Source organism: Streptomyces sp. NPDC001536, assembly GCF_042894505.1.
GTDB lineage: Bacteria > Actinomycetota > Actinomycetes > Streptomycetales > Streptomycetaceae > Streptomyces.
Window position 1 is genome coordinate 44,001 of sequence record NZ_JBIAVQ010000016.1, and the last position, 25,302, is coordinate 69,302.

Genomic DNA, 25,302 nt, shown 5'->3' on the forward strand with positions numbered 1-25,302 from the left:
CCGGACGGAGGAGCTAGGTCCGGGGGGCGTCCTTGAGGAACACGATCCCGTCGGTCACGGCCAGGTGCGCCGGATCGAGCGAGGCGTAGCCGAAGTACGGGGAGACGCGGTGTGCGGGCCATGCGTCGGCGAGGGCGGTGGCCAGCCGGGCGGCGTCGACGACGCAGCGGTCCTGCGGGAGCGCGTACAGGAGTCCCTCGACGGTGTCCGGCGGCGGGGTGTCCACGCCCTGGTGCCGGATCGTGCCGAGGGCCGTGGCCAGGACGGCGTACTCCGCGCCCAGGCGGGCGCTCACGATCGCGCCGGCGCTCCACCACTCCAGCAGCGGGTGGTCCCACATCCTCATCGAGCTCTTCTCCCGCTGGAGATGGGAGTTGTGGGCGAAGACCAGCACCGGTGTGCGCTCGGCGAGGGCGAGCAGGTTGTCCGCCATCATCGAGTCCCGCAGACCCAGCAGCCGGGTCATGCGGCTCGGTGAGGTGTCGGCCATCCAGAAGTGGTAGCGCAGCAGTCCGACGGCGGCACGCCCGTACAGGCGCGCCCGATCCCAGCCGTCTCGCGAGGTCGCCTCGATCAGGTGCGGGGTGTGCGCATCGAGCAGGGCCGCCAAGTCGTCGGCGAGCAGCCGCAGTTGAGCGGCCTCGGGAGACTGGCCCACGGACCGGGCCGGGTCCGTCATCGCGGCGGGGTCGGTCCACCGGTCGTCGGCGCCGAGCAGGCGGTCGAGTGTTTCCGCGGTGCAGGGGAGCTGATCCGCGTCGACGTGGGCCGACAGGTAACGGTGGAGTGCGCTGAGGGCCTGCCGGGGGCTTTCGGCGCCGGTGATCTCCAGTGGGCCGTCGAAGCCGGCGAAGCGCAGCCGCTCGGGCGCGGGCCGGCCCTCGTTGTGGGCGCGCATCCAGCGCACGAGTTCGCGGTTGGCCGCGGAGGCGCCGAGACCGTGGCTGAATCCGCTCTCCATGGCCTCGTCGAGGGTGCCCTTGCCCGTGGTGACGTACTCGTCCACGACCAGGCCCCTCAGGCAGTCGCTCTCGATCGTGATCGTCCGGTAGCCCTCCTCCGCGACGAGTTGCCGGAAGAGATCGTTGCGAAGGTCGAGCAGCACGTCCTCGCCATGGGTGGGCTCCCCCAGGGCGAGCACCCGCGGCCGGGACGGGAGCAGCCCCATGACGGCGGCGGCCTCGACGGCATGGACGGTGTCCTTGAAGTCAGTAGCCATGCCTTCAACGCTATCGTTGAACCTTCGGTTGAAACTTTCTCGCGATATCAGCAGGTTCATGGAACGAAACCTTCAAAACAGCGAACGGCTCAGGCCGGTCGACCTGGCCCGCGGGCACGGTCTGTCCACGCAGGCGGTCAGGAACTACGAGGAGGCGGGCATCCTTCCGCCCGCCGGTCGCACTCCGCACGGCTACCGCGCCTACACCCCGCTGCACGCGCGGGCTCTGCGGGCGTTCCTGGCGCTGGTGCCCGGCCACGGCCACCAAACGGCGACGTCGGTCATGCGGGCCGTGAACCAGGACGCGACCGAGGAGGCGCTGCGCCTCATCGACGAGAGCCATGCCCAACTCCTCGACGACCGACGCACCCTCCAGGCCGTGGAACGCGCCCTGCGCGACCTGGAGTCCACGCCCGAGCCCGCCGAAGCTGCCCGGTCCGCCGGTGGGTTCATCGGGTCGCTGGCGGGCCAACTCGGCATCCGGCCCGCGACTCTGCGCAAGTGGGAGCGCGCCGGGCTGGTGCGCCCGCGCCGCGATCCGCGGACCGGGTATCGCGTCTACGACGAGGCCGACGTACGGGATGCCCGGCTGGTCCACCAACTCCGGCGCGGCGGCTATCTGCTGGAGCAGATCGCCCCGCTGATCGCCCAGGTACGGGCGGCCGGCGGGCCGGAGCCGCTGGAGGCCACCCTGCGCGACTGGCACGCCAGGCTGTCGGCCCGCGGACGGGCGATGCTGAGCGGGGCCGCGGAGTTGGAGGCGTATCTGCGCGAGCGTGGATGAGCAGTCGGCCGCCGGACGAGGAGTCTCCCCACCGCACCGGCGAACCGAAGCCCTGGCCGCCCACGCGCCGCCCGGATTTTCTGAACCGCCCGCCGGATCCCCTCCGGTGCGGCTCACGACGTCATGCCCGGCGGCGGGCTCCGGGACCCGGTCGGGCGGTGACCTCCTTGGGGGTGAGGGCGACATGCTCCTCGCCGCACGCGACGACGGCGCGGACCGGCGCCCCGCACTCGTGGTGCCGCATGTCCATGACCGGGCCGTCGGGGTCCGCCTCGTACAGGTCGCCCCACTGGCGCAGGGCGACGAGCACGGGCCACAGGTCCCAGCCCTTGCGGGTCAGCCGGTATTCGTTGCGGGAGCGGCTGCCCGGCTCCTGGTAGGCGACGGTCGTCAGGACGCCGGCCGCGGTCAGCTTCCGCAGCCGGTCGCTCAGGACCGCCTCCGACAAGCCGATGTGCCGCCGGAAGTCGTCGAACCGGCGCACACCGCAAGCGACGTCCCGCACGATCAGCAGCGTCCACTTCTCCCCGACCAGATCGAGCGTTCGCTGGACGGGACAGTTCTCCGTACTGACCTCAAGCCACTCCATGCCCCCATGCTAGGCGCTGGCTTCACCTTTGACAGTCAGGAAGGGCCGGGCTAGCTTCAATCAACGAAGTCAGCTGGGAGGACGCCGGACCATGGGACGCATACGCACGTACGAGTGGGACGACCCCGCGATCACCGCCGCCGCCGTGGGGCGCGCCTCGGGCCTGGAGTTCCTGCGCGAGGTACAGGAAGGCCGCCTGCCCGCGCCTCCCATCGCCGCGACCCTCGACTTCACCCTCGACCAGGTGGACGAGGGCAGGGTCCAGTTCTCGATCACACCGGGCGAGGAGCACTACAACCCGATCGGCAGTGTGCACGGCGGCGTCTACGCGACCCTGCTCGACTCGGCGGCAGGGTGCGCCGTGCAGTCCACGCTCCCGCCCGGCATGGGGTACACCTCCCTCGACCTCACCGTGAAGTTCCTGAAGCGCATCACCGCCGACACGGGTCGGGTCCGCGCCATCGGCACGGTCGTCAGCCGGGGCCGGCAGACCGCGCTCGCCGAGGCCAGACTGATCGACGCCGAGGAGCGCCTGCTGGCTCACGCCACGAGCAGCTGCATGCTCTTCCCGGTGCCCACCGCCACGACCTGAGCGCGATGGTGATGGGGAGCGCGGCGTCCTGTAGTCGACGAAGGTGCGGGCCAGCCCCGCTGCCGATGGTGCTGCCGTAGTCGACGCACAGCGGCGGCCGCACCTCGGCAAAGCAGTCCGTCGGCATGCACCCGGCAGTACGCCGCGCGACAGGCCCCCGGGACGGCACCCCGCTCGCTAGGCTCAGGGGCGTGGCTCTCGACGAGGACGCTCTCCTGGCGGTGCAAGTCGCCTACTACCGGGCCCGCGCGCCCGAGTACGACCGGGTCTACGCCGAGCGGGCGGATCTGCGCGAGCTGGTGGCCGTGGTCGACGGGCTCCCGATCGCCGGGGATGTGCTGGAGCTGGCCTGCGGGACGGGGCAGTGGACCGGGGCGCTTGCCGCGCGGGCTCGCTCGGTGACGGCCGTGGACGCCTCGCCGGAGGTGCTGGCCCTCGCGCGAGCGCGGACGGCTGCTCCGCGTGTCCGGTTCGAACGGGCGGATCTGTTTCGGTGGCGACCCCGACGCCGGTTCGACACCGTCTTCTTCGCCTTCTGGCTCTCCCATGTGCCGCCCTCGCGGCTGGGCGATTTCTGGGACACCGTCGCCGCCGCCCTCGCGCCGGGCGGCACAGCGGTCTTCGTCGACGAAGGCCCGGCGGCGGCCGCCCGCGAGGAAGTGGCCTCGCAGGTACGCCGACTTGAGGACGGCAGCGCGTACCGCATCGTGAAGGTTTTCCATGACGCTGCCGAACTCATCGCTGAACTGGGCGCGTTGGGGTGGTCGGCCGAGATCGAGGGGCGAGGGGAGTTCATCGTCGGCCTCGCGCGGCCGCGGGCCGGGTTCGCCGACTAGCTCGCTCCGTCGGGTTGCCGGAGGAACGTCGTGAGCGCCGCGGTGAGTTCGGCGGGTGCGTCCTCCTGGACCAGGTGGCCCGCACCGGCGATCGGTTCCAGGTGGGCGCCCGGAATGCGGGTGGCTAGCTCGCGTCCCTTCTCCGGGGGGATCCAGGTGTCGTCCTGGCCCCAGCAGATCAGCGTGGGGACGGTGATGTCCGCGTACCGGTCCTGGATCTCGTCCGTGTGGCGCTGGGTCGCCTGGGCCATCTGCCGGTAGAAGGCCGCCTGGCCGGGGTCGCCGAGCCAGGGCTCGACCAGTCGGGCGAGGACGGCCGGATGCAGTCCTGGGCTGCTGGCCGAGCTGACGTATTCGCGTACCAGGGCCTGGTGGAGTGCGGGCGGCAACTGGTCGAAGACCGCCGAGTGTTCGCCGACGAGCCGGAAGAACGGCGAGCCCCACGGGGCCAGTGCGACCGGATCGACCAGGGCGAGCGCACGGTAGCGGGCTCCGTGCAGCAGATGCGCGCGCAGACTGACGGCACCGCCGAAGTCATGGGCGACCACGAGGGGTTCGCCGAGGCCCCAGTGCGCGAGGAGTTCGGTGAAGACCCGGCCCTGGGCTGCCAGGGAGACGTCCTGGCCGGTGAACTTCGCCGACGCGCCGTAACCGGGCATGTCCCACACGAACACCTGATGGTCGCGGGCCAGCGCGCGGGCCACCGAGCGCCAGACGTACGACGAGAAGGGCGTGCCGTGCAGCAGCACCACCGGGTCCCGGCCCGGCGGGCCGAGGCTGCCCCAGCGCACCTCCCCCGACGTACTGCGGAACGTCTCGGCCAGATCCCAGTCACTCACGGGCACCACTCCTCTCCCACGGCACGGTCAAGGGCGAAACCGTCGGTTGTATTCCGCCGCCCTATCCGACGGATAATGCCGTGCGATCCGCCGGACGGCGGGAGACGCTGACGCGGTGACCCAGGTTCAGGAGATCGTGGAGCTCGTCGGCGGTGTGCTGGGCCGCGATGTCCTCGGCGCCTACCTCCACGGCTCCTCCGTGCTCGGCGGGCTCAGGCCGGCCAGCGATGTGGACGTGCTGGTCGTCTCCCGGCGGTCGATGGACGCGCCGGATCGGCGGGCACTCCTCGACGGACTGCTGCGGATCTCCGGCTCCCGCCACCAGGCCCGCCCGGTCGAGCTCACCGTGGTCGTCCAGTCCGAGGTCCGGCCGTGGCGGTACCCGCCGACCGGTGACTTCCTCTACGGCGAGTGGCTGCGCGCGGAGTACGAGACCGGGGAGGTTCCGCAGCCGGAACCCATGCCCGATCTGGCCTTGCTGATCACCATGGCGCTGACCGGCGACCGCCCTCTCGTCGGCCCGAGCCCGGCGCGGGTCCTCGACCCGGTCCCGCGGTCCGATCTGGTCCGGGCGAGCGTGGCGGGTGTCCCCGGCCTGCTCGACGACCTGGACGGCGACACCCGCAACGTCCTGCTGACCTTCGCCCGCATCTGGACCACACTCGCCACCGGCCGGATCATGTCGAAGGACACAGCAGCCGACTGGGCCCTCGCCCGGCTCCCGCCCGAGCACCGCACCGCCCTCGAACACGCCAAGCGGCTCTACCTCAACTGCTCCTACTCCGACGAGAGGTGGAGTGACGCGCTGCGGTCCCAGGCCCGGCCGCAGGTGGACCGCATGCTCGCCGAGATCGACCGGCTGTCGGGCGGGGCGGCACAGTGACCGGCCACGGTGAACGGCGGCCGTCCGGCGTAGGCCCTTGTCCGGAGCAGACCAGCGGCGTCCGCCCCGGTCCGCCCCTCGTCGCCCTGAAGTGGCCGGCTCAGTCACGGCGGGCGTTCAGCGCGGCCACGGCGGCGCGGGTGTCGCCGATCGTCGTGTAGTCGATGGCGATGAAGTTCACGGGCCTGCCCCGCTCCCGTTCGCAGCGGTCGACGCGGTCCAGCACGTACTCGCGGGCGTTGACCTTGCCCGCGTCCAGCCGGCTGCCGCCGTTGGCGGTGATGAAGTGGTTGAGGAGGAACAGGCGTTTGCCGGTGCCGCCCCGATGCGGGACGCAGCTCATCTCGTCGGGGCTGCGGAACGCGAACGGTGTCTCCATGCCGTACCGGTAGAAGTTGCGGTACCAGGCCTCCGGGCCGTCCGCCTGCTCGGCGAAGACGACGAGCCGACGGCCGCTGTCGATCATGTCGCCCAGCGTCGGCCAGGGTTCCGCGGGATCCGGGTCCGGTGTGTACACCAGGTCGGACAGTCCGGCTTGCGCGAACGCCTTCGCGGTGTCCTCGCCGGTGATCGCGTCCTGGACGATCAGCGTCACGACGTCGGTCGGATGGTCGCGCATCCAGTCCCCGAGCTCACGCAGCTCCGGCACCAGCTCGATCGCCCCCGCACGGCACACGGCATGGCACAGCCACAGGCCCTCGCGGGGCGGGTTGACCCTGTTGACGGCCCCGGCGATCAGCGCCCGCTGATCGGCGCTGAACTCGGACTCGGCGAGCCGTGCGGTGATCTCCTCGGGCTTCTCCCAGCGGTAGGTGTCGAGTTGCAGGGCGCGCACCCCGTCGTCCAGCTGTGTGGTGATGGCCGGGTCCTGGAGCGGGCCGATGAACCGGTCCACGGTGGTCGACATGGCGTTGTGCGAGGTCAGGTACGCGACCTCGTCGTAGGGCCGGTCGCACAGCCGCACGCTGCCCTGGCACCGGCGGGGCACCGAGGGGCTCGCGATCAGCGGCACCAGCACGACGCCGGCCAGGGCCACGGCGCACGTCCCGACCGCCACCGGGCGCACGTACGGGGACGCGGTCCGCAGGGAGGGCCGTACCTGGAGGGCCCAGCCGAATCCGGCGAGCAGTGCTCCGGCGATCAGCGGGACCAAGGCGCTGTAGAGGGCCGCGGCCACCATGTCGTCGAAGGCCCTGCGCTGGAGGTCGTCGACCAGGCCGGCCAGGCTCGGCGGCCAGCTCCCCGGCGGGCTGATCACCCGGCCGCCGCTCACCACTCGTACGAGCACGACGACGAGCGCGGTGAGGAGACCGCCGGCGGCCAGGGCCCAGCCCAGCAGCATCGGCCTGCGGCCGGGCGCGGCGGACGCGGTCAGCCACAGCACCACCAGGGCGGCGACCAGCAGGGCGGCGGCGACGGCCTCCACGACCCCGAGCCCGACCGCCGTATAGCCACGTACCTCGTGGAGGGCCGACAGGTCGTTGCCGGACGCCTCCAGCACCTTCTCCAGGTTCCAGCCGCTGCCACCGGCGAGCGTCCGCAGCCGGGCGCTCGCGTCGGTGGTGCGCTCCGACACCGCGACGGGTGCCACGGCGGCCAGTGCGGTGGCGATGTCCCCGTCGGCGAGGGCCACCTCGATGTCGTCGCGCAGCGCTGCCCGGTCCTGTTCGGGAAGGGCGTTCAGGAGGCCCTGCGCCGCCTTGGACGCCTGTTCCTCGGAGAGCGGCAGCGCGGGCAGGGTGCCGGGGACGCGCCCGGCCACCACGTCCCTCAGGGCGGCGGACAGCCCGGTCGAGAAGGCGTCGAAGTCCGGCTCGGTGCGGTTCTGCACGGAGGCGACCAGGTCCCCGAAGTAGATCTGCGCGAGGTCGTTGATGTTGGTCAGCACCGGGCGCAGATCGACGGTCAGGACCAGGCTGCTCCGGTCGCCGTTGAGGTAGCCGACCACGGCGTCGATCTGCTCGTTGGTGAGTTCCCGGACCGTCTCCGGAGGCAGGACCAGCTTGACGTTGGAGGTGAGCACGGCTTCCGGGACCGGCAGTCCGGCGAGGAGGTTCCGCGTGACGGCCGCCGCCCTCGGGTCGACCAGGACCTGGTCGTAGAGCCGGTCGTACGCCGATTCCTCGTCCAGGACGGACTCGTAGAACGCCGCCGAGACGACCGTGTCACGTGCCGTGGCCGCCACTGTGACGACCAGCGTGCAGAGCACTGCCGCGGCGAAGGCGAGGGCGCGCAGCCATCTGCGCGAGGTCACGGGATCCATGGGCCACCTGCTCCTCATGGTGATCGTGCCGCGCGCGGGCCGCAATCGGTACGGATGTGTTCCCGGCCCGTCGCGCTCGCTCGGAAGCGTCGCGCGTCAGCCGGTCCCTGGTGAGGCGTCGGCGGGGTCCTGAAGGTGCTGGAAGAACTCGTCCAGGAGGGCGACGAGGCCATCGACGGCACGCATGTGCTGGTCCTGCGACCACGGCGATTCCGGCCGGCCCTCGGGGAAGACGATCAGGACGACCTGCGCCATCCATACGAGGTTGTCGCCCACCCCGTACGCGGTCGCGAGCCACTCCCGAAAACCGTTCAGCAGCACACCGCCGCCGGCATGGTCGTAGCCGGCGAGGTACGCCGTCACCCCGTCGTAGGTGACGCGGCCGACGTACATCCCCGTCCGGTCCCTGAAGTTCTCCCAGAACCTCTGGTGCGACTCGGCCGGCAGGCGTCGGGACCGGCTCCAGGCGCCCGGGATCCGGGAGAGGTCGGTGCCGATGCCCCAGGTGGAGTAGGACACCGCCTCCGTGCCGACGCCCAGCGCCGTCAGGAGAACGCCGGTGCGTGCGGCCGGGTCGACCGGGCCGCACTTCCGCACCCAGACGTACGTTCCCGGCGGATCGCCCTCGTGATGGGTGACCACGAAGTCCGTTCCGTCGAGGGTGAAGAACGCGGCGCGCACGGCTCCGTGTGCGTCCCACGACTCCTCGATCGTCACGCCCAGGCGCCGAGCCGCCTCGTCGAGGTCCAGGGAGAGCAGGGCCATCGAGACCAGCGGCCCCGTCGTGGCTTGGAACATCGAGCACTGCACCACTGTGGCGTCCGGGGTCACAGGCCGGCCTCCGTGAGGATGCGGTCCATGACGGTGGGCCGCAGGACCGGGTTGGCCGCGGCGTCGTCGGCCACGTTCGGGTCGGGGTCCGACAGGAGTCGGTCCAGCAGGGCGTCCGTGATGTTGGGGTGGCGGGCGACTCCGCGGCGCAGGAAGGGTTCCTCGGCGGCGGCGAGTTCTTGGAGCGCCGGCACGGGGAGTTCGGGGTCCTGGAGGGCGAGGTAGCGCACGTTCGGGGTCGATTCGTCGACGAACGTGCGCAGTGCGTGGCGGGGGAAGTTGGGGTGCTCGACGAGCTGCGGTCGATGGTGGTGCACATCGCCGTGGGCGCGTACCAGTCGTTCCAGGACTTCCGGTGGTGCGTCCGCCCGGCGGGCGGCGGCGCGGCGGACCGAGACGTCCGGGTCGTCGTCCAGCCGACGCCATGCCTCCTCGGGCAGGTCGCGGCTGCGGGCGAGTACGCGCCGGAATATCGCGTGCGGGCAGTCGAGATAGCTCAAACGCTCGTCGAGGGGCGCGTCATGCATCCAGTCCGGTTCGGAGAAGTTCCAGCTCATCGCCACCTTTGCGTCGATGTCGCCGTCCGCGCGCCGGGCTTCCACGAGCGCGTACAGCCGGTCGCGCGTGGCGTCGTCGACATGGCGGCTCTGTGCCACCGCGACTCTCACCAACGGGTCGTCGAGGTCCAGGAGTCGGGTCACCATCTCGGCGGAGAGGTGCGGATTCCCGGCCACCGCCCGCTGGATGTCCTCGTCGCCGGTCTCCATGAGCTGGGTGAACTGGTCCCAGGTGAGCGGGATGTACCACGCCACGTTGCCTCGCGTGGCCGGGTCGGCGACACAACGGTCCCACCACTCGGGCGGCACGCCAGGCTGCTTGTGCTGGGTGGCCGCCGCTCGTACTCCCGGATCCGGGTCCGCGAGGAATGCCGTCTGTACCTCGGCCGGCCGGTCGTACCAGGATCCCGCGACCGCGGCGCGCAGCTTGGGGTCGGGTGCCGCGGCCAGCGAGGCCAGGGGCTGGCCGTAGACCTCCTCCAGGTCTCTGAGGACGACCGTCGTCCCGAACTCCACGAGATGGCGGACGAAGTCCGCGCGGGCGTCGCGGATCGCGGGATTCGGATGCGTGGCGATCCTGCGGCGCATGGCCGGGGAGATCTGCTCCGTGCGGAGCGTGGTCATGACGTCGCCGTCGTCATGCTTCAACAGCGCCTCGACCACCGCGTCCGTCATCGGCCCCCGTCGCATCGACATCCCGTGCCGGCCGGCCCTGTGAGCCGCGATCCGCACGAGAACGTCCTCGGGGGCTGCCGGGTTCCGGCCGAGCCCGGACAGGCGCGGATGGTGAAGGTTCGTCATGTCCTCAACATAATCGGCGCACCGGCCGATTCCTCGGCGCCCTCCCGGTGGATCTGGCGCAGCGCGACGAGGTGTCGACGGCAGCCCGGAACGACAGCGCGACGACGTCTCGGCCACAGCCCGGAACGACGGCGCGACGTCTCCCTCGCCGAGGACGTCGCGCCGTCGCGGCTCTCGCGCCGCCGTCTGTCCGGTCAGGCGGCGGGCGTGCCGTTCAGGACGTCCACCCTGCCGGTGTCGAGCGAGTAGTAGGCGCTGACGACGGCCAACTCGCCCTGCTCGGCGAGCGGCGACAGCGAGGTGTTGGACCGCAGCGCGGCGGCGGTCTGCCGGGCGTGGATACGGATCATGGCGTCCACCGGGTCGGCGGCCTTCTGCGCGACGGTCGCCTCGTAGGCGGTGCGCAGGGACTCGGAGATCGTCTGGAGGTTGCCGGGCAGCGTCGTACGGTCGTGCATCGCCTTGTACGCCGCCTTGATGGCACCGCAGCGCTGGTGTCCCAGGACGACGATCAGCGGGGTGCCCGCCGTGAGGGGCCCGTACTCGACGGAGCCGGTGACGACCGGTGCGACCACCTGACCGCCGGTGCGTATCACGAACAGGTCGCCTATGCCGGTGTCGAAGACGAGCTCCGGCGGCACCCGGGAGTCGATGCAGGACAGGACGACGGCGTACGGCTTCTGCTCCTCGGCGACGGCCTCGCGGCGGCGGGGGTCCTGGTCCGGGTGGAGCGGCGCGCCCTTCACCCAGCGCCGGTTGCCCTCCATCAGCCGGGTGAAGGCGCCCGAGGGCGAGTCCGGACGCGCGCTCGCGGACGGCGACGGTGACGGGGTGGACGCCGCCCCGGCGGCTCCGACCTGTGCGGCCGGCTCGGCACCACTGGACGACGAACAACCGGTCAACAGGACGGCGGTGGCGGCCAGCCCGCCGGTGACGATGGTCCTGCGCTGCGGATATCCGGTGACGCTCATGATGTGTGTTCCCCTCCGGCCTGCGGGCACGGTGCGTCCTTGCTGCGTGGACGTCGTACCGAGGCACATGAGACTGCTGTGACGTGCTGCCACTCTTGCCGGGGGTCGGCAAGGGCAGATGCAGCACTGATGCAGCGCAGAGGAAGCGTTCGTCCAAGATCCGAAGAGACCGGCGCCGTCATGGTCTGAACACGGAGCTCTTCAGATCCGTAACGTTGCGAAGGAGCCGTGATCGGGCGCGGTCGCGGGCCATCCGCCGTCGAGAGGTCGGTAGTCGAGTGAGGAAAGCAAGGCGAGCACCGTCCGACAAGGCGGCTGCGGGAGCCCCCGCGTCTCCGTCGACTCCAAGGCCCCGACGGCCCAAGGCGATCGGCCGTGGAACGGGGATGTCCTTCACCCGCAACTGGCGGGTGGCACGGCGGCTGCGGGCCATCCTCCTGATCCCGGTCCTGGTCACACTCGTGCTCGGCGGATTCCGGGTGACACGCGCCGTGGACACCTGGCGGAACGCCGACGACGCGGTCCGTGTCGCGGAGTTGGTGCAGGCGGCGAACAAGTACGCCAGCGACGCGATCAACGAGCGTGATCTGTCGGTCGTCCCGCTGCTGCGGGGCGACACCGACTCGGCTGTCGTCACCGAGGCACGCGAGATCACCGATCAGGACAGGGCCGCCTTCGACAGGAGGGTGGAGCGGATGCCCCAGACCGAGCGTCTGCTCAGAAGGGTCGAGGTCGTCCAGCGCGGCGGCGAGCAACTCGCCGGGATCCGCGAGGCCGCGTTCACGTCCGCGCTGCCGGGGGTGCAGACCGAGGAGAAGTACCACCTGATCCAGCACCCGCTGATGGAACTCTCCAACGAACTCGGCTTCGGCAGCAGCAACCAGGCCAGCTTCGGCCGCGCCCTGTACGCCATCTCGCTCACCCAGGCGGCCGAGTCCCTGACCCGGGCCATCGGCACGCACATCCTGGCCGAGGACCGCGGCAGGCTCCAGGAGGGTGAACTCGCCACCCAGCTCGCCTCGTTCCGCTCCTACGCCTACCTCCAGCAGGTCGCGCTGGTGGAGTTCGACGGCGCCGCCACGAGCCGGGACACGGCACGGCTGAAGAAGGCGCTGGCGGCCGCGAGGACCAAGGGCGAGCAGCAGGTCACCCGGGCCGCCGCGCGGGCCGAGGCGGCCGGGGAGGAGTACGTCGCCCCGCCGGCCATGACCACGATGATCAGTGAGATCGCGTCGGGGAAGTCGGCCGAGGAGCTCGCGGAGCAGGGCATCACCACCGACTCCTTCTTCGCCGCCTCCACGCTCTCCTTCGACGCGTACCGCCAGGTCGAGGTCTATCTCAGCGACACCGCGCTGGCCAACGCGAAGGACATCGCCGACAGTGCGCGCCGGGACGCCATCGTCCTGTCGGCCGTGGTCCTCGGCGCCGTGCTCGCCGCTTTCCTGATCGCCTCCGGGGTGGCCCGCTCGATGAGCCGCCGGATGAGCGTCCTGCGCGGCTCGGCGCTCCAGATCGCCGAGCAGCGGCTGCCGGCCCTGCTCTCCCAGCTCAACCGCTCCACTCCCGGCCGCGTCGACACCAAGGTGGCGCCGATCCCGATCACGTCGACCGACGAGATCGGCGAGGTCGCCCGCGCCTTCGACCAGGTGCACCGTGAGGCGGTCCGGCTGGCCGCCGAGCAGGCGGCGCTGCGCGGCAACATCAACGCGATCTTCACCAACCTGTCGCGCCGCAGCCAGTCGCTCGTCGAGGGTCAACTGGCCCTGATCACCGATCTGGAGAACAACGAGGCCGACCCGGACCAGCTGGAGAACCTCTTCCGCCTGGACCACCTGGCCACCCGGATGCGCCGCAACGGCGAGAACCTCCTGGTGCTCGCGGGCGAGGAGTCCCACCACCACGGTATGCCCCAGCTCGCGCTGATCGACGTGGTGCGCGCCGCCGCCTCGGAGGTGGAGCAGTACGAGCGCGTCGAGCTCACCGGGATCCCCGAGGCCGAGATCCACGGCCGTGCCGTCAGCGACCTCGTGCATCTGCTGGCCGAACTCCTGGAGAACGCCACCGCGTTCTCCTCACCGCAGACGAAGGTGTACGTCACCGCGGGCCGGCTTCCCGACGGGCGGGTCATGGTGGAGATCCATGACAGCGGCATCGGTCTGACGGCCGAGGACTTCGCCGCCATCAATCACAAGCTCGCCCATCCGCCGACGGTCGACGCCAACATCTCCCGGCAGATGGGCCTGTTCGTGGTGGGCCGGCTCGCCGACCGGCACGGTATCCGCGTTCAGCTGCGACCTTTCCGCCAGCAGACGGGCACGACGTCGCTGATCATGCTGCCGCACACGATCACCTGCACGACGGCGCCCGAGGTACCCGTCGAGGCGACCACCGGCTTCCCCCATCCCCTGGAAAGCGCACCGCACTTCGCGGCCCCCACCGGGGGCATCGTGGAGTCCTTCTCCCAGAGCGGCCAGGGGGCCCACGCGGTTCGGGACCAGTCGGGGACGGATGCGATGAGCCGCTACCTCCACCGCGAGGAGCGGCGCCGTCTGATGGGACACGGCGAGCACGAGGACGCCCTGTAGGGAGTCGGCGGGCCGGGAGTGCGACGCCGCCTGTCCAACAGGGCGCCGCGCTCCGGCCGATGGAGACACCACAGCACTGTTCGACCTGTCGGACATTGTTCGAAACCTCTTGACGCTGCACCACACCCCGTTTGACACTCTCGCAACACGACGTCACACAGCCGAAACGCCAGGGTGTCCACGGCCGGGACCACTCCCGTCAACGGCTCGCTCCGCCATGCCTTTTCCCTCCCCCGTCAGCCATGCCTCAGCAGGGAAACCCCACATGACGCACTTCGCACGTCCGCGCACCCGCGCGAGACGCCGGGCGGGCCGCCTCGCCGGCCTGACCGTCGCCTCGCTGTTCCTGGGCCTCACCGCACCCCTCGTCCCCGCGCAGGCCGCGGACACCGCGGACGTCACCGACGGGCTCGCCCTCTGGTACAAGCTCGACGCCTCCTCCGGCACCACCGTCACCGACGCCTCCGGCAACGGCCGCGACGGCACGGTCAACGGCACCGCCGGCTGGACGGGCACCGGCCAGGGCCTCGCCTTCAACGGTTCGGACACCTACATCAAGGTCCCGAACGACGTCATGAAGGGCATGGACTCCATCAGCGTCTCCATGGACGTGCTGATGGACGAGTCGCAGGTGGGCCCGTACTTCATCTACGGCTTCGGCAACACCACCAGCGGCGCCGGCAACGGCTACCTCTTCGCCACCGGCAACTCGCTGCGCACCGCCATCGCGTCCGGCAACTGGTCGACCGAGCAGAACACCCGGCCCACCGACTCGCACAACCTGACCCGCTCGGTGTGGAAGCAGCTCACCTACACCCAGACCGGCAACACGGCCGTGCTGTACGAGGACGGCATCGAGGTCGGCCGCAACACCTCGGTCTCCATCACCCCGGGGTCGATCGGCTCGGGCACCACGACCGCCAACTACATAGGCAAGTCGGTCTACACGAGCGACAAGCTCTTCAAGGGCAAGATCCGTGACTTCCGGGTCTACGTCCGGGCGCTGGCCGGCTCCGAGGTCGAGCAGCTCTCGCTCCCCGTCGCCGAGGAGGGCGTGGCTGCCGACAAGGCCGCCCTCAGCCTGGGCGACACCAGCGCGGTGACCGCCGATCTGACCCTGCCGAAGACCGGCACGGCCGGCGGCTCCTCCATCACCTGGGCGAGCGACAACACCGACGTGGTCTCCGACTCCGGCGCGGTGACCCGCCCCGCCGCCGGTGAGCCGGACGGCCACGCCACGCTGACGGCGACCCTGAAGAAGGGCACCGTCAGCGCCACCAAGACCTTCGAGGTCACGGTCCTGCCCGACTTCGACGACACGACCGCCGTCAAGCAGGCCGCCGAAGCGCTGACCGTGCACAACCTCGACGACGTGCGCGGCAACCTCACACTCCCGGCCGACGGCGACTTCGGCACCAAGGTCTCCTGGTCCTCCGCGAACGCCGACGTCGTCTCCGCCGAGGGCGTGGTCCACCGCCCCGCGCACGGCGACGGCGCCACGACCGCCGAGCTGACCGCCACCGTCACCAAGGGCGAAGCGAAGACGACCCGCACCTTCACCGCGAAGGTCCCGGAGCTGCCGAGGCAGGAAGCCCTCAAGGGCTACATGTTCAGCTACTTCACCGGCGAGGGCACCTCGGACGGCGAGCAGCTCTACGCCGCGCTCAGCAAGGGCAACGACCCGCTGAAGTGGCGGGAGTTGAACGACGGCAAGCCCGTACTGACCTCCACGCTCGGCGAGAAGGGCCTGCGCGACCCGTTCATCATCCGCTCCCCCGAGGGCGACAAGTTCTACCAGATCGCCACCGACCTCAGGATCTACGGCAACGGCGACTGGGACGCCTCCCAGCGCACCGGCAGCAAGTCCATCATGGTCTGGGAGTCCACCGACCTGGTGAACTGGACCGACCAGCGCCTGGTGAAGGTCTCCCCGGACTCCGCCGGCAACACCTGGGCCCCCGAGGCGTACTACGACGAGAAGCTCGGCGAGTACGTCGTCTTCTGGGCCTCCAAGCTGTACGACAACGAGGCGCACTCCGGCGACACGTACAACCGCATGATGTACGCGACGACCCGTGACTTCTACACCTTCAGCGAGCCCAAGGTCTGGGTCGACCGCGGCTACTCGGTCATCGACTCGACCGTCATCCAGCACGACGGCGAGTACTACCGCCTCTCCAAGGACGAGCGGAACAACACCTCCTCCACGCCCAACAGCAAGTTCATCTTCGAGGAGAAGAGCGACACGCTCCGCAACCTCTCCTGGACCGCCGTCGCCGAGGGCATCGGCAAGGGCGAGATGAGCGCGGCCGAGGGCCCGTTGGTGTTCAAGTCGAACACCGAGGAGAAGTGGTACGCGTTCCTCGACGAGTTCGGCGGACGCGGCTACATCCCCTTCGAGACGACCGACCTGGCCTCCGGTGTCTGGACCCCGTCCACCGGCTACGACCTGCCGTCCAGGCCCCGGCACGGCACGGTGCTGCCGGTCACCCAGGCCGAGTACGACCGGCTGCTGAAGACCTACCAGCCGGACCAGATCATCACGAGCGCCGAGGACGTCAAGGTCGAGACACGCATCGGACAGGCCCCGGTCCTGCCCGCCACCGTCATCGCCGAGTCCGCGGACGGTGTGAAGCGGCCCGTCGCCGTCACCTGGGAGGACGTGGCCGCATCGCAGTACGCGCAGGCCGGCGTCTTCACCGTGAAGGGCGACCTGGCGGGCGACTCCGCGATCGACGTCAGCGCCGAGGTCACGGTCTCCACCGAGGGTACGGACGTCCCTGCCGACCTTCTCCTGCACTACGACTTCGACGAGACCGGCGGCAGCATCGCCCGTGACTCCAGCGGCCACGGCTACCACGGCACCTACGTCCGTACGCCCGACTTCGGGACCGGCGTCGAGGGCGGCTCGTTCAAGATGTCCGGCGGCAGCAGCAGTTCCAGCTCGCCGTACGTCAAGATCCCGGGCGGCGTCCTGAAGGACACCAGCAGCGTCACCGTCTCCACATACGTGAAGTGGAAGGGCGGCGACAACTTCCAGTGGCTGTTCGGACTCGGTCCGGACAGCAACAAGTACCTGTTCGCCACCCCGTCCAACGGCGGCGGCAAGCTGTTCTCCGCCATCACCAAGGCCACCTGGTCCGGTGAGAAGCAGATGATCGGCGGTTCCCGGCTCACCGCCGGCGAATGGCAGCACCTCACGGTCACCCTGGACGGTGCGACCGAGACGGCGATCCTCTACGTGGACGGCGCCGAGACGGCCCGGGTCAACGGGGTCACCATCAAGCCGTCCGACCTGTACGACTCGGCGAAGGACTACTCCGGCTACATCGGCAAGTCCCTCTACTCCCCCGACCCGTACTTCGGCGGCGAGGTCGACGACTTCCGGATCTACAACCGGGCCCTGACGCCCGCCGAGGTCCTGGAGCTCAGCGGCAACACCACCGGGATCGCGGGGGCGACCCACCCGGCTCTGAAGACCGACGCGATCATCACCGACAAGGACAGCAAGATCGTCCTCCCGCTCACCCCGGGCAGTGATGTCACCGCCCTGGCACCGGAGTTCACCCTCGCCCACGGCGCGAGCATCAGCCCCGCCTCCGGCACCCTGCGCGACTTCACCAAGCCGGTGACCTACGAGGTCACGGGCTCGGACGGAAAGAAGCGCACCTGGACGGTGTCGGCCGTGGAGATGAAGAGCCCGGTGCTGCCGGGCCTGAACGCGGACCCGAACGTCGTCAGGTTCGGCGACACCTTCTACATCTACCCGACCACGGACGGCTTCGAGGGCTGGAGCGGTACCCAGTTCAAGGCGTACTCCTCCAAGGACCTGGTCCACTGGACCGACCACGGCGTCATCCTGGACCTCGGTCCGGACGTCTCCTGGGCGGACAGCAGGGCCTGGGCGCCGGCGATGGAGGAGCGGAACGGCAAGTACTACTTCTACTTCTGCGCCGACGCGAACATCGGCGTCGCGGTGTCGGACTCGCCGACCGGCCCCTTCAAGGACGCCCTGGGCAAGCCGCTGCTGAAGGCCGGTGACTACACGGGCCAGATGATCGACCCGGCGGTCTTCACCGACGACGACGGCACGTCGTACCTGTACTGGGGCAACGGCCGCGCCTATGTGGTCCCGCTCAACGACGACATGGTCTCCTTCGACGCCTCGAAGGTCACCAACATCACGCCGAGCAACTACAACGAGGGCTCCTTCGTCATCAAGCGCAAGGGCACCTACTACTTCATGTGGTCGGAGAACGACACACGTGACGAGAACTACCAGGTCGCCTACGCCACCGGCGCCTCGCCCACCGGTCCCTGGACCAAGCGGGGCGTGATCCTGGAGAAGGACCTCTCGCTCGGCATCAAGGGCCCCGGCCACCACTCGGTGGTCCACGTCCCGAACTCCGACGACTGGTACATCGTCTACCACCGCTTCGCCGTCCCCGGCGGCGACGGCACGCACCGCGAAACCACCATCGACAAGCTGGAGTTCGACGCCGACGGTCTGATCAAGAAGGTCGTCCCCACCCTGGAGAGCATCGACCCGGTCACCATCGCCCGGGCCGGCGCGGACGCCTCCGGCAAGGAAGGCGCCACGATCCAGCTCAACGGCACGGTCTCCGGCGCGGGCACCGCGAACTGGACGGCCGAGGCGGGGGCGCCCTGCACCTTCGCCGACCCCGGGGCCGCGAGCACCACGCTCACCTGCACCGACGACGGCACGTTCACGGTGACGCTGACCGGTGGCCGCAGCAGCGACACGGCGACCGTCGAGGTCGCCAACGCGGCACCGGCCCTCACCTCCGCCACGGGACCCAAGTCCCCGGTGTCGGTGGGCAAGCGGGCGGTCGTCACGGCCGAGTTCACCGACCCGGGCACCCGTGACACCCACACCTGCACGGTCGACTGGAAGGACGGCACCGAGCCGACGGCCGGCACGGTCACCGCGTCCGGCTGCCGGGCGGAACACACCTACCGCAAGGCCGGTATCCGCAAGCCGGTGGTCACCGTCACCGACGACGAAGGCGCCTCGGACAGCCGGACGCTCCCCGAGCTGATCGTCTACGACCGTGACGCCGGACCCGCGTTCGGCACCGGCGTCTTCACCTCGCCGGCCGGGGCCTACCCCGCCAAGCCGACGCTGACCGGCAAGGCCGCCTTCTTCTTCACCGCCTTCTACACGAACCCGCTCTCCGTCCCTCTCGGCCAGCTGTCCCTGGACTTCGGCCCGGCCAAGCTCAAGTTCCGTTCCACCGGCTCCGACTGGCTCGTGGTCACCGGCACCCAGGCCGTCTACCAGGGCTCCGGAACGGTCAACGGCGTCGGCGGATACGCCTTCCGGGTCACCGCCACCGATACCCCGGACAGCTTCCACGTCAGGATCTGGAAGACGTCCGGTGGTGATGTCGTCTACGACAACGTCACCGGCTCGAAGATCACCGGTTTGGTCACCATCGGCGACCGTCGGGAGTGAGCCCCGGCCGGGCATGCCGGCCATGCCGTCCCCCCACTCGACGGCCAACCCCCCACAGGAGGACCCCATATGAGCCCACGTCAGAACAAGGAGTACAGCCCTCGACCGTCCATAGCCCGGCGCACCACCCTGGCCGTCACCGCGCTCGCCGCGGCCCTGCTCGCGGGGCCCGGCGTCGCGCAGGCCACGCCGAAGGCGGCGCCCGTTCCCCAGGAGCAGGTGGCGGCGGCCACCATCACCTGGACCCTGGAACGGGCGAGCAGTCCCACGGCGGACCAGCAGACGGCGTACAACCTCATCACGGCGGCCATGAACGCGGCCGTGGCGCGCTACAACAACCTCAGCAACCTGGGGAAAAGCATCACCGTGCGCTACGACCCGAGCGTGCCCACCGCCGACGGCAACATCAACGGCACCATCCGCTTCGGCAACCGCAGCTACATGACCGAGAGGACCGCCCTGCACGAGATCGCCCACACCATCGGGGTGGGGACGAGCTCGGGCTGGTCCGCTCTCGGCGGCAGCGGCACCTGGACCGGTGCGCAAGCCACGGCGCTGGTCAGGCAGTTCGACGGCTCGAGCGCCAAACTGTCCACGGGTGGCGGCCACTTCTGGCCCTACGGCCTGAACTACGAGAACGAGATGTCCGGTACGGCGGCCGACCGCCACGTACAGATCGTCGCCGCCATGGTGCGTGACGGACTGTAATCCCACGACCGGGAATGCCTGGGGTGTTGAACTCCCCCAGGCATTCCCCTACATACGGCCGATGTGGTCGGCGAGATCGCTCAAGTCGACGGCGTGCAAGTCGAATCGGTCCGAGGGTTTGGGCGCGTCACCGACCGGGCGGGCCACATAGGCGGTGCGCAGGCCGAGGCTCTGTGCTCCGCGCAGGTCCCAGGCGTGGGCGGCCACCATCAGGAGTCGCTCCGGCGGCCGGCCCGAGACGGTGACAGCGAGTCGGTAGACGGCCGGGTCCGGCTTGTAGGTCCGGGCGTCCTCGGCGGACAGGGCCTGATGCCAGCGCAGTCCGGCGTGGGCGTTGATCTCCAGGAGCGCCGTCCGGCTCGCGTTGGAGAGTCCGATCAGCGGGAACCGTTCGGCGAGCCGGGCGAGCCCCGCCACGGTGTCGGGCCACGGCGGGAGCCGGCGACCTGACCGGGACAGCGCCGTCACCGCCGCCTGGTCGTCGACTCCGGCGGCGTCGGCGACCAGGCGGGCGGCTTCCAGGTCCAGTACGTCGGTGGGGACGTAGGGCCGGACGCCGTCGAGGACGCGGCGCTGTTCGCTCTCGATGTGCCGCTGCCACAGCGACAGAAGCTCCTCGATCCCGGAATCGTCGAACTTCGGGGCGAGTTCACGGATACCGGCACGCAGACCGGCGGGCTCGTCGACGAGGGTGCCGAGCACGTCGAACACGACGGCGTCGATCTCCGGCTCTGCCATACGGGAGGTCTCCTGGACGCAGCTGGGACGGGAGAGCAGCTGTGGGGGCAACGCGACGAGCGACCGCCCTGATTCCCGATCCGGCTAGGCGCGCTTCCCGGGCGCGCTGAAGGCTCCGTCGGTCAGGACGGGCACGATCGTGGTGGCGTCCAGTTCGACGGCGATGGTCACGTCGTCGGAGAAGCCGCCGCGGGACAGTTCCAGGCCTGAGGAGCAGGCCGTCACGGCGGCGGCCACGTCGGGAGTCCCCGTGAAGCAGGACCTCGCGGCAGCCGCCTCTGGCGAGAGCGCATCGGCGCCCTGCGCTGCCAGGGCGGTGATGACGGCGCCGGCTCCCAGCAGGTCCTCCAGCGCGGGCCGCAGGGATCCGTCCGGCCACCGCTCCCCCGCGCCGATCACCGCGACCGGGCGTTCCCTCGTGCCGTAGCCGTGCCGAGCCAGCCATCGTCCGACGGCTGACGCGTTGCGAAGAGAGCCGGCGACGACCGTCGCACCGTCCGCCGCCGCCGCGATGGCCGATCCGTTGGGTGACGGCAGCACGAGACGGGGAGTGAACGGGGCTTTCCGAAGTGCCGCCGGGGACAGTGACCACGGTGACTCCGCAGTGGCGGCTCGCCGGCCCACGGCCGGCGCGGCCGCCTTCTCACGGGCGAAGGCGGCCGCAGTCTCATCACGCCAGGCGTAGGGAAAGACCTCGGTCCCCGCCTCGACGGCCACGCTCACCGATGTCGTGAACGACAGCACGTCCACCACCACGAGACAGGCGGCCTCTCGCCCCAACCGCCGGGCACCGGACGGACCCCACTCGAATCGCACGCCGTACGCCTGCTGGAGGAACCAGTCGCTCATACCGGCCGAGTCTGGCAGGGTCAGCGCCTCAGCTCACGGCCTTCTCTATGAGGGCGGCGATCCGCTCCTCGGTGTCGCCGGTCAGGTCCGTCAGCGCGTAGGCGGTCGGGAACAGGGGGCCGTCGTCGAGGTTCGCCAGGTCGCTGAAGCCGAGCGTGGCGTAGCGCGTCTTGAACTTCTGCGCGCTCTGGAAGAAGCAGACGACCTTGCCGCCCCTTGCGTAGGCCGGCATGCCGTACCAGAGCTTCGGCGCGAGTTCCGGCGCGCTCTGCTTGACGACGGCGTGGAGCCGCTCGGCCAGGACGCGGTCCGCCTCCGGCATCTCGGCGATCTTCGCCAGTACGTCGGTCTCCGGGTCCGCCTTGGCCGACCCACGGCCCCGCCGCGCGGACGCCTTCAGCTCCTGGGCGCGCTCCTTCATCGCGCCCCGCTCCTCCTCCGTGAAGCCGTCGTACTTCTCGCCTGCCGTGCCGCCGCTCTTGTCCGACGTCTGCGAGCTCTTCATGGCAGATTCCTCTCGTACGAGCCTTGGTGGGATGACACCAGGTTAGGAATCCTCCGGCGCAGCGGCTTCTCCGAAACTGATCGGATGGAGCCCAGGGGACCAACTCCGAAGTGACAGGAAAGCAGCGTCGGCGGCTGTTGTCAGCCTCGTGGCCGAAGTTGCTACGGGTGGGGGTACAGAGGTCGCTGCGGCACGCTCGTCGGCGCCGGGCCCGGGGAGGCATGGCAAGATCCGCAGGCATGAGCAGCATCGAACAAGCGGATCGCCCCGTCGCCCTGGTCACCGGGTCCACCTCGGGCATCGGGGAGGCCGTCGCGCGCAGGCTGGCGGCGGACGGGATGCGTGTCGTCGTGCACTCGCGGCGCAGCGCGGAAGCGGGCAAGGCGCTGGCGGCGGAGCTCGGCGGCGCGTACGTGCAGGCCGACCTGGAGGTCGAGGACGAGGCGCGCGCCCTGGTGGAGGAGGCGCTGGGCCACTACGGCCGGCTGGACGTCCTGGTCAACAACGCGGGCATCAGCCGGCCCATCCCCCACCACGACCTCGCGGCGGCGACACCGGCGGACTGGCGGCAGCTGCTGGAGGTCAACCTGATCGCGCCCTGGGTGCTCTGCACGGCCGCCCTTCCCGCGCTGCGCCGGTCCCCTGTCGGCGGTTGCGTCGTCAACATCACGAGCCATGCCGGGGTGCGCCCCAAGGGCTCGTCGGTGCCGTACGCGGCGAGCAAGGCCGCGCTCAACCACGTCACCCGGCTCCTCGCGGCCGCCCTCGCACCCGACGTACGGGTCAACGCCATCGCCCCGGGCCTGGTCGACACCCCCATGACCAAGGACTGGACGCACGCCCACGAGGTGTGGCGCGACCGCGCCCCCATGGGCCGCCCCGCCCAGCCCTCCGACGTCGCCGGCCTCGTGGCCTCGGTCCTCGCCAGCACCTATCTCACCGGTGAGGTCATCGTCCTGGACGGCGGGCTCAACCTGACCTGAGAGGTGGCCGCGCGTCCCCTGCGCCCGGCCGAGGCCGGCGGCACAGTGGACGTATGGACACAGACGACAGGAACACGCTGGCCCGGGGCCGGGTGGCGGCCCGGCTGCCCGCCCGGGACCTGGAGCGGGCCCGACGTTTCTACGCCGAGAAGCTCGGACTGGAGCCCGTCGACGAACGGCCCGGTGGGCTGCTGTACCGGTGCTCGGGCACGGACTTCGCCCTCTTCATCTCCACGGGAGCCTCGGCCGGGACCTTCACTCAGATGGGCTGGGAGGTCGACGACATCGACGCCGTGGTGGCGGAGCTCAAGCGGCGCGGTGTGGTCTTCGAGGACGTCGACCTGCCCGGGCTCCGCACCAAGGACTCCATCGCGGACATCGACGGCAACTATCCCAGCAAGGGCGCCCGGGGCGAGCGCGCCGCCTGGTTCCGGGACAGCGAGGGGAACCTCCTGGGCGTCGGGGAGCCTGTCGTCTGAGGAACGGCAAGGCCGACGGCACGGCGCGGGTCCAGCTTCTCCAGGGCGGGCAACTCCACCACCCAGTGGGGCAGTTGGACCAGGTTGCGGGAGTTCGGCCAACTCGTTGTCGTGCAGATAGAGGCTGCCGTCGTCTCGGTTCGGCACCTGGAGCTCGGTCCGGTCCCACACCGACTCGGGTACTTCGCCCAACTGTTGACGACGACGGTTCGGGGTCAGTGTCGATCAGCGGCGGTTCCTGCCCGTTAGTCTTCCGGCGTGTATGCGTACGAGGAACTCACGTCGGCGGAGCGGCAGTTGTGGGACGCGTATCCCACGGGTCGTTCGGTGGACTTCCGTACGGGTGAGGCGGAGGACGAACCCGGCGGCGGGGGCGACTGGGGTGACGAGCGGATCGTGCGGGCCGGTGTCGTGGCGGCGCTGCTCCTCGGCGCGAATCCGGCCCGGCCGGGGGCCGTGCCGGCGCTGCGGATCGCGGGCGCGCGGATCAGCGGTGCGCTGGAGCTCGGCGGGGCCGAGATCGGGCATGTCATGCGGTTCGAGGGGTGCTGGTTCGAGCAGGGCGCCGGACTGTACGGCGCCACCACCCGGACGATCGAGATCAAGGGCAGCAGACTGCCGGGGCTCGACCTCAGCATGGCCAGGGTGGAGGGCAGGGTCGCCCTGCGCCACACGGTCGTCAGCGGTGCCGTGAAGCTGTTGAACGCGCGCCTGACCGGTGAGCTGGCGCTCAGCCACGCGGTGCTCTCGCAACCCGGCGGCTGGGCCCTGTTCGCCGGCGGGCTCGTCATGGAGGGCGGGCTGTTCTGCCGTGCCACCACCGTGCACGGCGGCGTCCGGCTCGTGGGCGCCCAGCTGCTCGGTGGCCTGCACATGGAGCGGGCGCGGCTGCACAACCCCGGGGGCGTGGCGCTCCTCGCCGACCACGCGGTGGTGAGCAGCATGGCGCTGTCCGAGGGGTTCACCGCCGAGGGGACGGTCAGTCTGCGGGGCACGCAGATCACCGACCAGGTGACCTTCGACGCCGCCGTGCTGCGGGCCGACGGCACGGCGCTCGACTGCGCCCGGATGCAGGCGGGCGTCGTCGTCTTCACCCCGGCCGGGCCGCCGTCCGGGGTGGTGGATCTGGAGGACGCCCGGGCCGTCGCCTTCCACGACCGGGAGGACGTCTGGCCGAAGAGCGTGCGGCTCCAGGGCTTCACCTACGGCTCCCTGCACGAGAGCAGCGAACTCCAGGGATCGTCCGTGGAGCGCCGTGTGGCATGGGTGCGACGGCATCCGGGGTACGCCGCCCAGCCGTACGAGCAGCTGGCGGCCTGGTACCGGCAGATCGGCCATGACGACGACGCCCGGCGCGTCCTGCTGGCCAAGCAGCGCGATCGCAGGAAGACCCTGTCCCCGCCCGCCCGGCTGTGGGGTCACCTCCTGGAGGCCACCGTCGGCTACGGCTACCGTCCGTGGCGTGCGGGAGTGTGGCTCGCGGCGCTCGTCCTGCTCGGCACCACGGTCTTCGCCACCCACACGCCCACGGCGACCGACCCCGGCCAGGTGCCCCCGTTCAACCCCTTCGTCTACACACTCGACCTGCTGATCCCCATCGGCGGTCTCGGCCAGCGCACGTCCTGGTACTGGGACGGCGGAACGGCCGCCTGGCTGTCGTACGCCCTCATCGCGGCGGGCTGGATCCTCACGACGGCGGTCCTCGCCGGCATCACCCGGACCCTGAACCGGAGCTGACCACTCCCTTCCCCGATCGGCAACCGATGGTTGCACAATGGCTCCTTTGGTCGTACGGTGATACGCAACCGATGGTT

General features: G+C 70.6%; 20 protein-coding genes. 10 read left to right on the plus strand and 10 right to left on the minus strand.

Translation table 11 applies throughout. The features are described from left to right. Positions 1-13: 13 nt before the first annotated feature. The gene (locus tag ACFY0U_RS35455) at positions 14-1,219 is read right to left on the minus strand and encodes an erythromycin esterase family protein (RefSeq protein WP_388642787.1); all 1,206 of its coding nucleotides are present in this window, start codon (positions 1,217-1,219) and stop codon (positions 14-16) included. Between the two features lie 58 nt (positions 1,220-1,277). On the opposite strand from ACFY0U_RS35455, the gene ACFY0U_RS35460 reads away from it, so the two are divergent. Continuing rightward, complete coding sequence (locus ACFY0U_RS35460; RefSeq protein WP_388642790.1) at positions 1,278-2,003, plus strand: TioE family transcriptional regulator; 726 nt, start codon at positions 1,278-1,280, stop codon at positions 2,001-2,003. 121 nt (positions 2,004-2,124) lie between these two features. Here the strand turns inward: ACFY0U_RS35460 and ACFY0U_RS35465 are convergent, their stop codons facing one another. Continuing rightward, positions 2,125-2,592, minus strand: a complete 468-nt coding sequence (locus ACFY0U_RS35465) for a winged helix-turn-helix transcriptional regulator (protein ID WP_388642792.1) — start codon at positions 2,590-2,592, stop codon at positions 2,125-2,127. 91 nt (positions 2,593-2,683) lie between these two features. Here ACFY0U_RS35465 and ACFY0U_RS35470 point away from each other — a divergent pair, with 91 nt between their 5' ends. Continuing rightward, positions 2,684-3,184, plus strand: coding sequence for a PaaI family thioesterase (locus ACFY0U_RS35470; RefSeq protein ID WP_388642794.1), 501 nt, complete (start codon positions 2,684-2,686; stop codon positions 3,182-3,184). A 191-nt stretch (positions 3,185-3,375) separates the two neighbouring features. Beyond that, positions 3,376-4,020 (plus strand): class I SAM-dependent methyltransferase, encoded by a 645-nt coding sequence (locus tag ACFY0U_RS35475; protein ID WP_388642796.1) that lies wholly within the window; start codon positions 3,376-3,378, stop codon positions 4,018-4,020. Here the strand turns inward: ACFY0U_RS35475 and ACFY0U_RS35480 are convergent. Beyond that, a complete protein-coding gene (locus ACFY0U_RS35480) occupies positions 4,017-4,859 on the minus strand; it encodes an alpha/beta fold hydrolase (RefSeq protein WP_388642799.1) in 843 nt (280 codons plus the stop codon). The genes ACFY0U_RS35475 and ACFY0U_RS35480 overlap by 4 nt on opposite strands. A 115-nt stretch (positions 4,860-4,974) precedes the next feature. On the opposite strand from ACFY0U_RS35480, the gene ACFY0U_RS35485 reads away from it, so the two are divergent. Then, a complete protein-coding gene (locus tag ACFY0U_RS35485) occupies positions 4,975-5,742 on the plus strand; it encodes an aminoglycoside adenylyltransferase family protein (RefSeq protein WP_388642801.1) in 768 nt (255 codons plus the stop codon). A gap of 100 nt (positions 5,743-5,842) precedes the next feature. Here ACFY0U_RS35485 and ACFY0U_RS35490 read toward each other — a convergent pair whose 3' ends face one another. The 4 genes from ACFY0U_RS35490 to ACFY0U_RS35505 all read right to left on the minus strand — a co-directional run bounded on the left by ACFY0U_RS35490 (position 5,843) and on the right by ACFY0U_RS35505 (position 11,165). Next, positions 5,843-8,005 carry a hypothetical protein gene (locus ACFY0U_RS35490; protein ID WP_388642803.1) on the minus strand — a complete coding sequence of 721 codons (2,163 nt, stop codon included), beginning with the start codon at positions 8,003-8,005 and terminating at the stop codon, positions 5,843-5,845. A 96-nt stretch (positions 8,006-8,101) separates the two neighbouring features. Then, on the minus strand, positions 8,102-8,803 hold the full coding sequence (locus tag ACFY0U_RS35495; RefSeq protein ID WP_388642805.1) for a hypothetical protein: 702 nt from the start codon (positions 8,801-8,803) through the stop codon (positions 8,102-8,104). Between the two features lie 29 nt (positions 8,804-8,832). Next, positions 8,833-10,194: a hypothetical protein gene (locus tag ACFY0U_RS35500; RefSeq protein WP_388642808.1), complete on the minus strand. Its 1,362-nt coding sequence runs from the start codon at positions 10,192-10,194 to the stop codon at positions 8,833-8,835. A 194-nt stretch (positions 10,195-10,388) separates the two neighbouring features. Continuing rightward, on the minus strand, positions 10,389-11,165 hold the full coding sequence (locus ACFY0U_RS35505) for a carbonic anhydrase (RefSeq protein WP_388642811.1): 777 nt from the start codon (positions 11,163-11,165) through the stop codon (positions 10,389-10,391). Between the two features lie 386 nt (positions 11,166-11,551). Here ACFY0U_RS35505 and ACFY0U_RS35510 point away from each other — a divergent pair, with 386 nt between their 5' ends. From ACFY0U_RS35510 to ACFY0U_RS35520, 3 genes are all read left to right on the plus strand, one after another. After that, entirely contained in the window at positions 11,552-13,750 is a 2,199-nt protein-coding gene (locus tag ACFY0U_RS35510) for a nitrate- and nitrite sensing domain-containing protein (RefSeq protein ID WP_388642814.1), read from the plus strand. A 265-nt stretch (positions 13,751-14,015) separates the two neighbouring features. Continuing rightward, on the plus strand, positions 14,016-19,226 hold the full coding sequence (locus ACFY0U_RS35515; RefSeq protein ID WP_388642816.1) for a family 43 glycosylhydrolase: 5,211 nt from the start codon (positions 14,016-14,018) through the stop codon (positions 19,224-19,226). 69 nt (positions 19,227-19,295) lie between these two features. Beyond that, positions 19,296-19,934, plus strand: coding sequence for a hypothetical protein (locus tag ACFY0U_RS35520; protein ID WP_388642819.1), 639 nt, complete (start codon positions 19,296-19,298; stop codon positions 19,932-19,934). Between the two features lie 48 nt (positions 19,935-19,982). Here ACFY0U_RS35520 and ACFY0U_RS35525 read toward each other — a convergent pair whose 3' ends face one another. From ACFY0U_RS35525 to ACFY0U_RS35535, 3 genes are all read right to left on the minus strand, one after another. After that, positions 19,983-20,672, minus strand: coding sequence for a haloacid dehalogenase type II (locus tag ACFY0U_RS35525; protein ID WP_388642822.1), 690 nt, complete (start codon positions 20,670-20,672; stop codon positions 19,983-19,985). Between the two features lie 84 nt (positions 20,673-20,756). Beyond that, complete coding sequence (locus ACFY0U_RS35530) at positions 20,757-21,521, minus strand: 2-phosphosulfolactate phosphatase (RefSeq protein ID WP_388642825.1); 765 nt, start codon at positions 21,519-21,521, stop codon at positions 20,757-20,759. Between the two features lie 28 nt (positions 21,522-21,549). Continuing rightward, complete coding sequence (locus tag ACFY0U_RS35535) at positions 21,550-22,026, minus strand: iron chaperone (RefSeq protein WP_388642827.1); 477 nt, start codon at positions 22,024-22,026, stop codon at positions 21,550-21,552. Between the two features lie 239 nt (positions 22,027-22,265). Between ACFY0U_RS35535 and ACFY0U_RS35540 the strand changes: the two genes are divergently transcribed. The 3 genes from ACFY0U_RS35540 (at position 22,266) to ACFY0U_RS35550 (ending at position 25,225) form a co-directional block, all read left to right on the plus strand. After that, complete coding sequence (locus tag ACFY0U_RS35540; protein WP_388642829.1) at positions 22,266-23,009, plus strand: SDR family NAD(P)-dependent oxidoreductase; 744 nt, start codon at positions 22,266-22,268, stop codon at positions 23,007-23,009. Between the two features lie 53 nt (positions 23,010-23,062). After that, positions 23,063-23,488, plus strand: coding sequence for a VOC family protein (locus ACFY0U_RS35545; protein WP_388642831.1), 426 nt, complete (start codon positions 23,063-23,065; stop codon positions 23,486-23,488). Positions 23,489-23,746: 258 nt separating this feature from the next. Continuing rightward, entirely contained in the window at positions 23,747-25,225 is a 1,479-nt protein-coding gene (locus tag ACFY0U_RS35550) for an oxidoreductase (protein WP_388642834.1), read from the plus strand. The last annotated feature ends 77 nt before the right edge of the window (positions 25,226-25,302 follow it).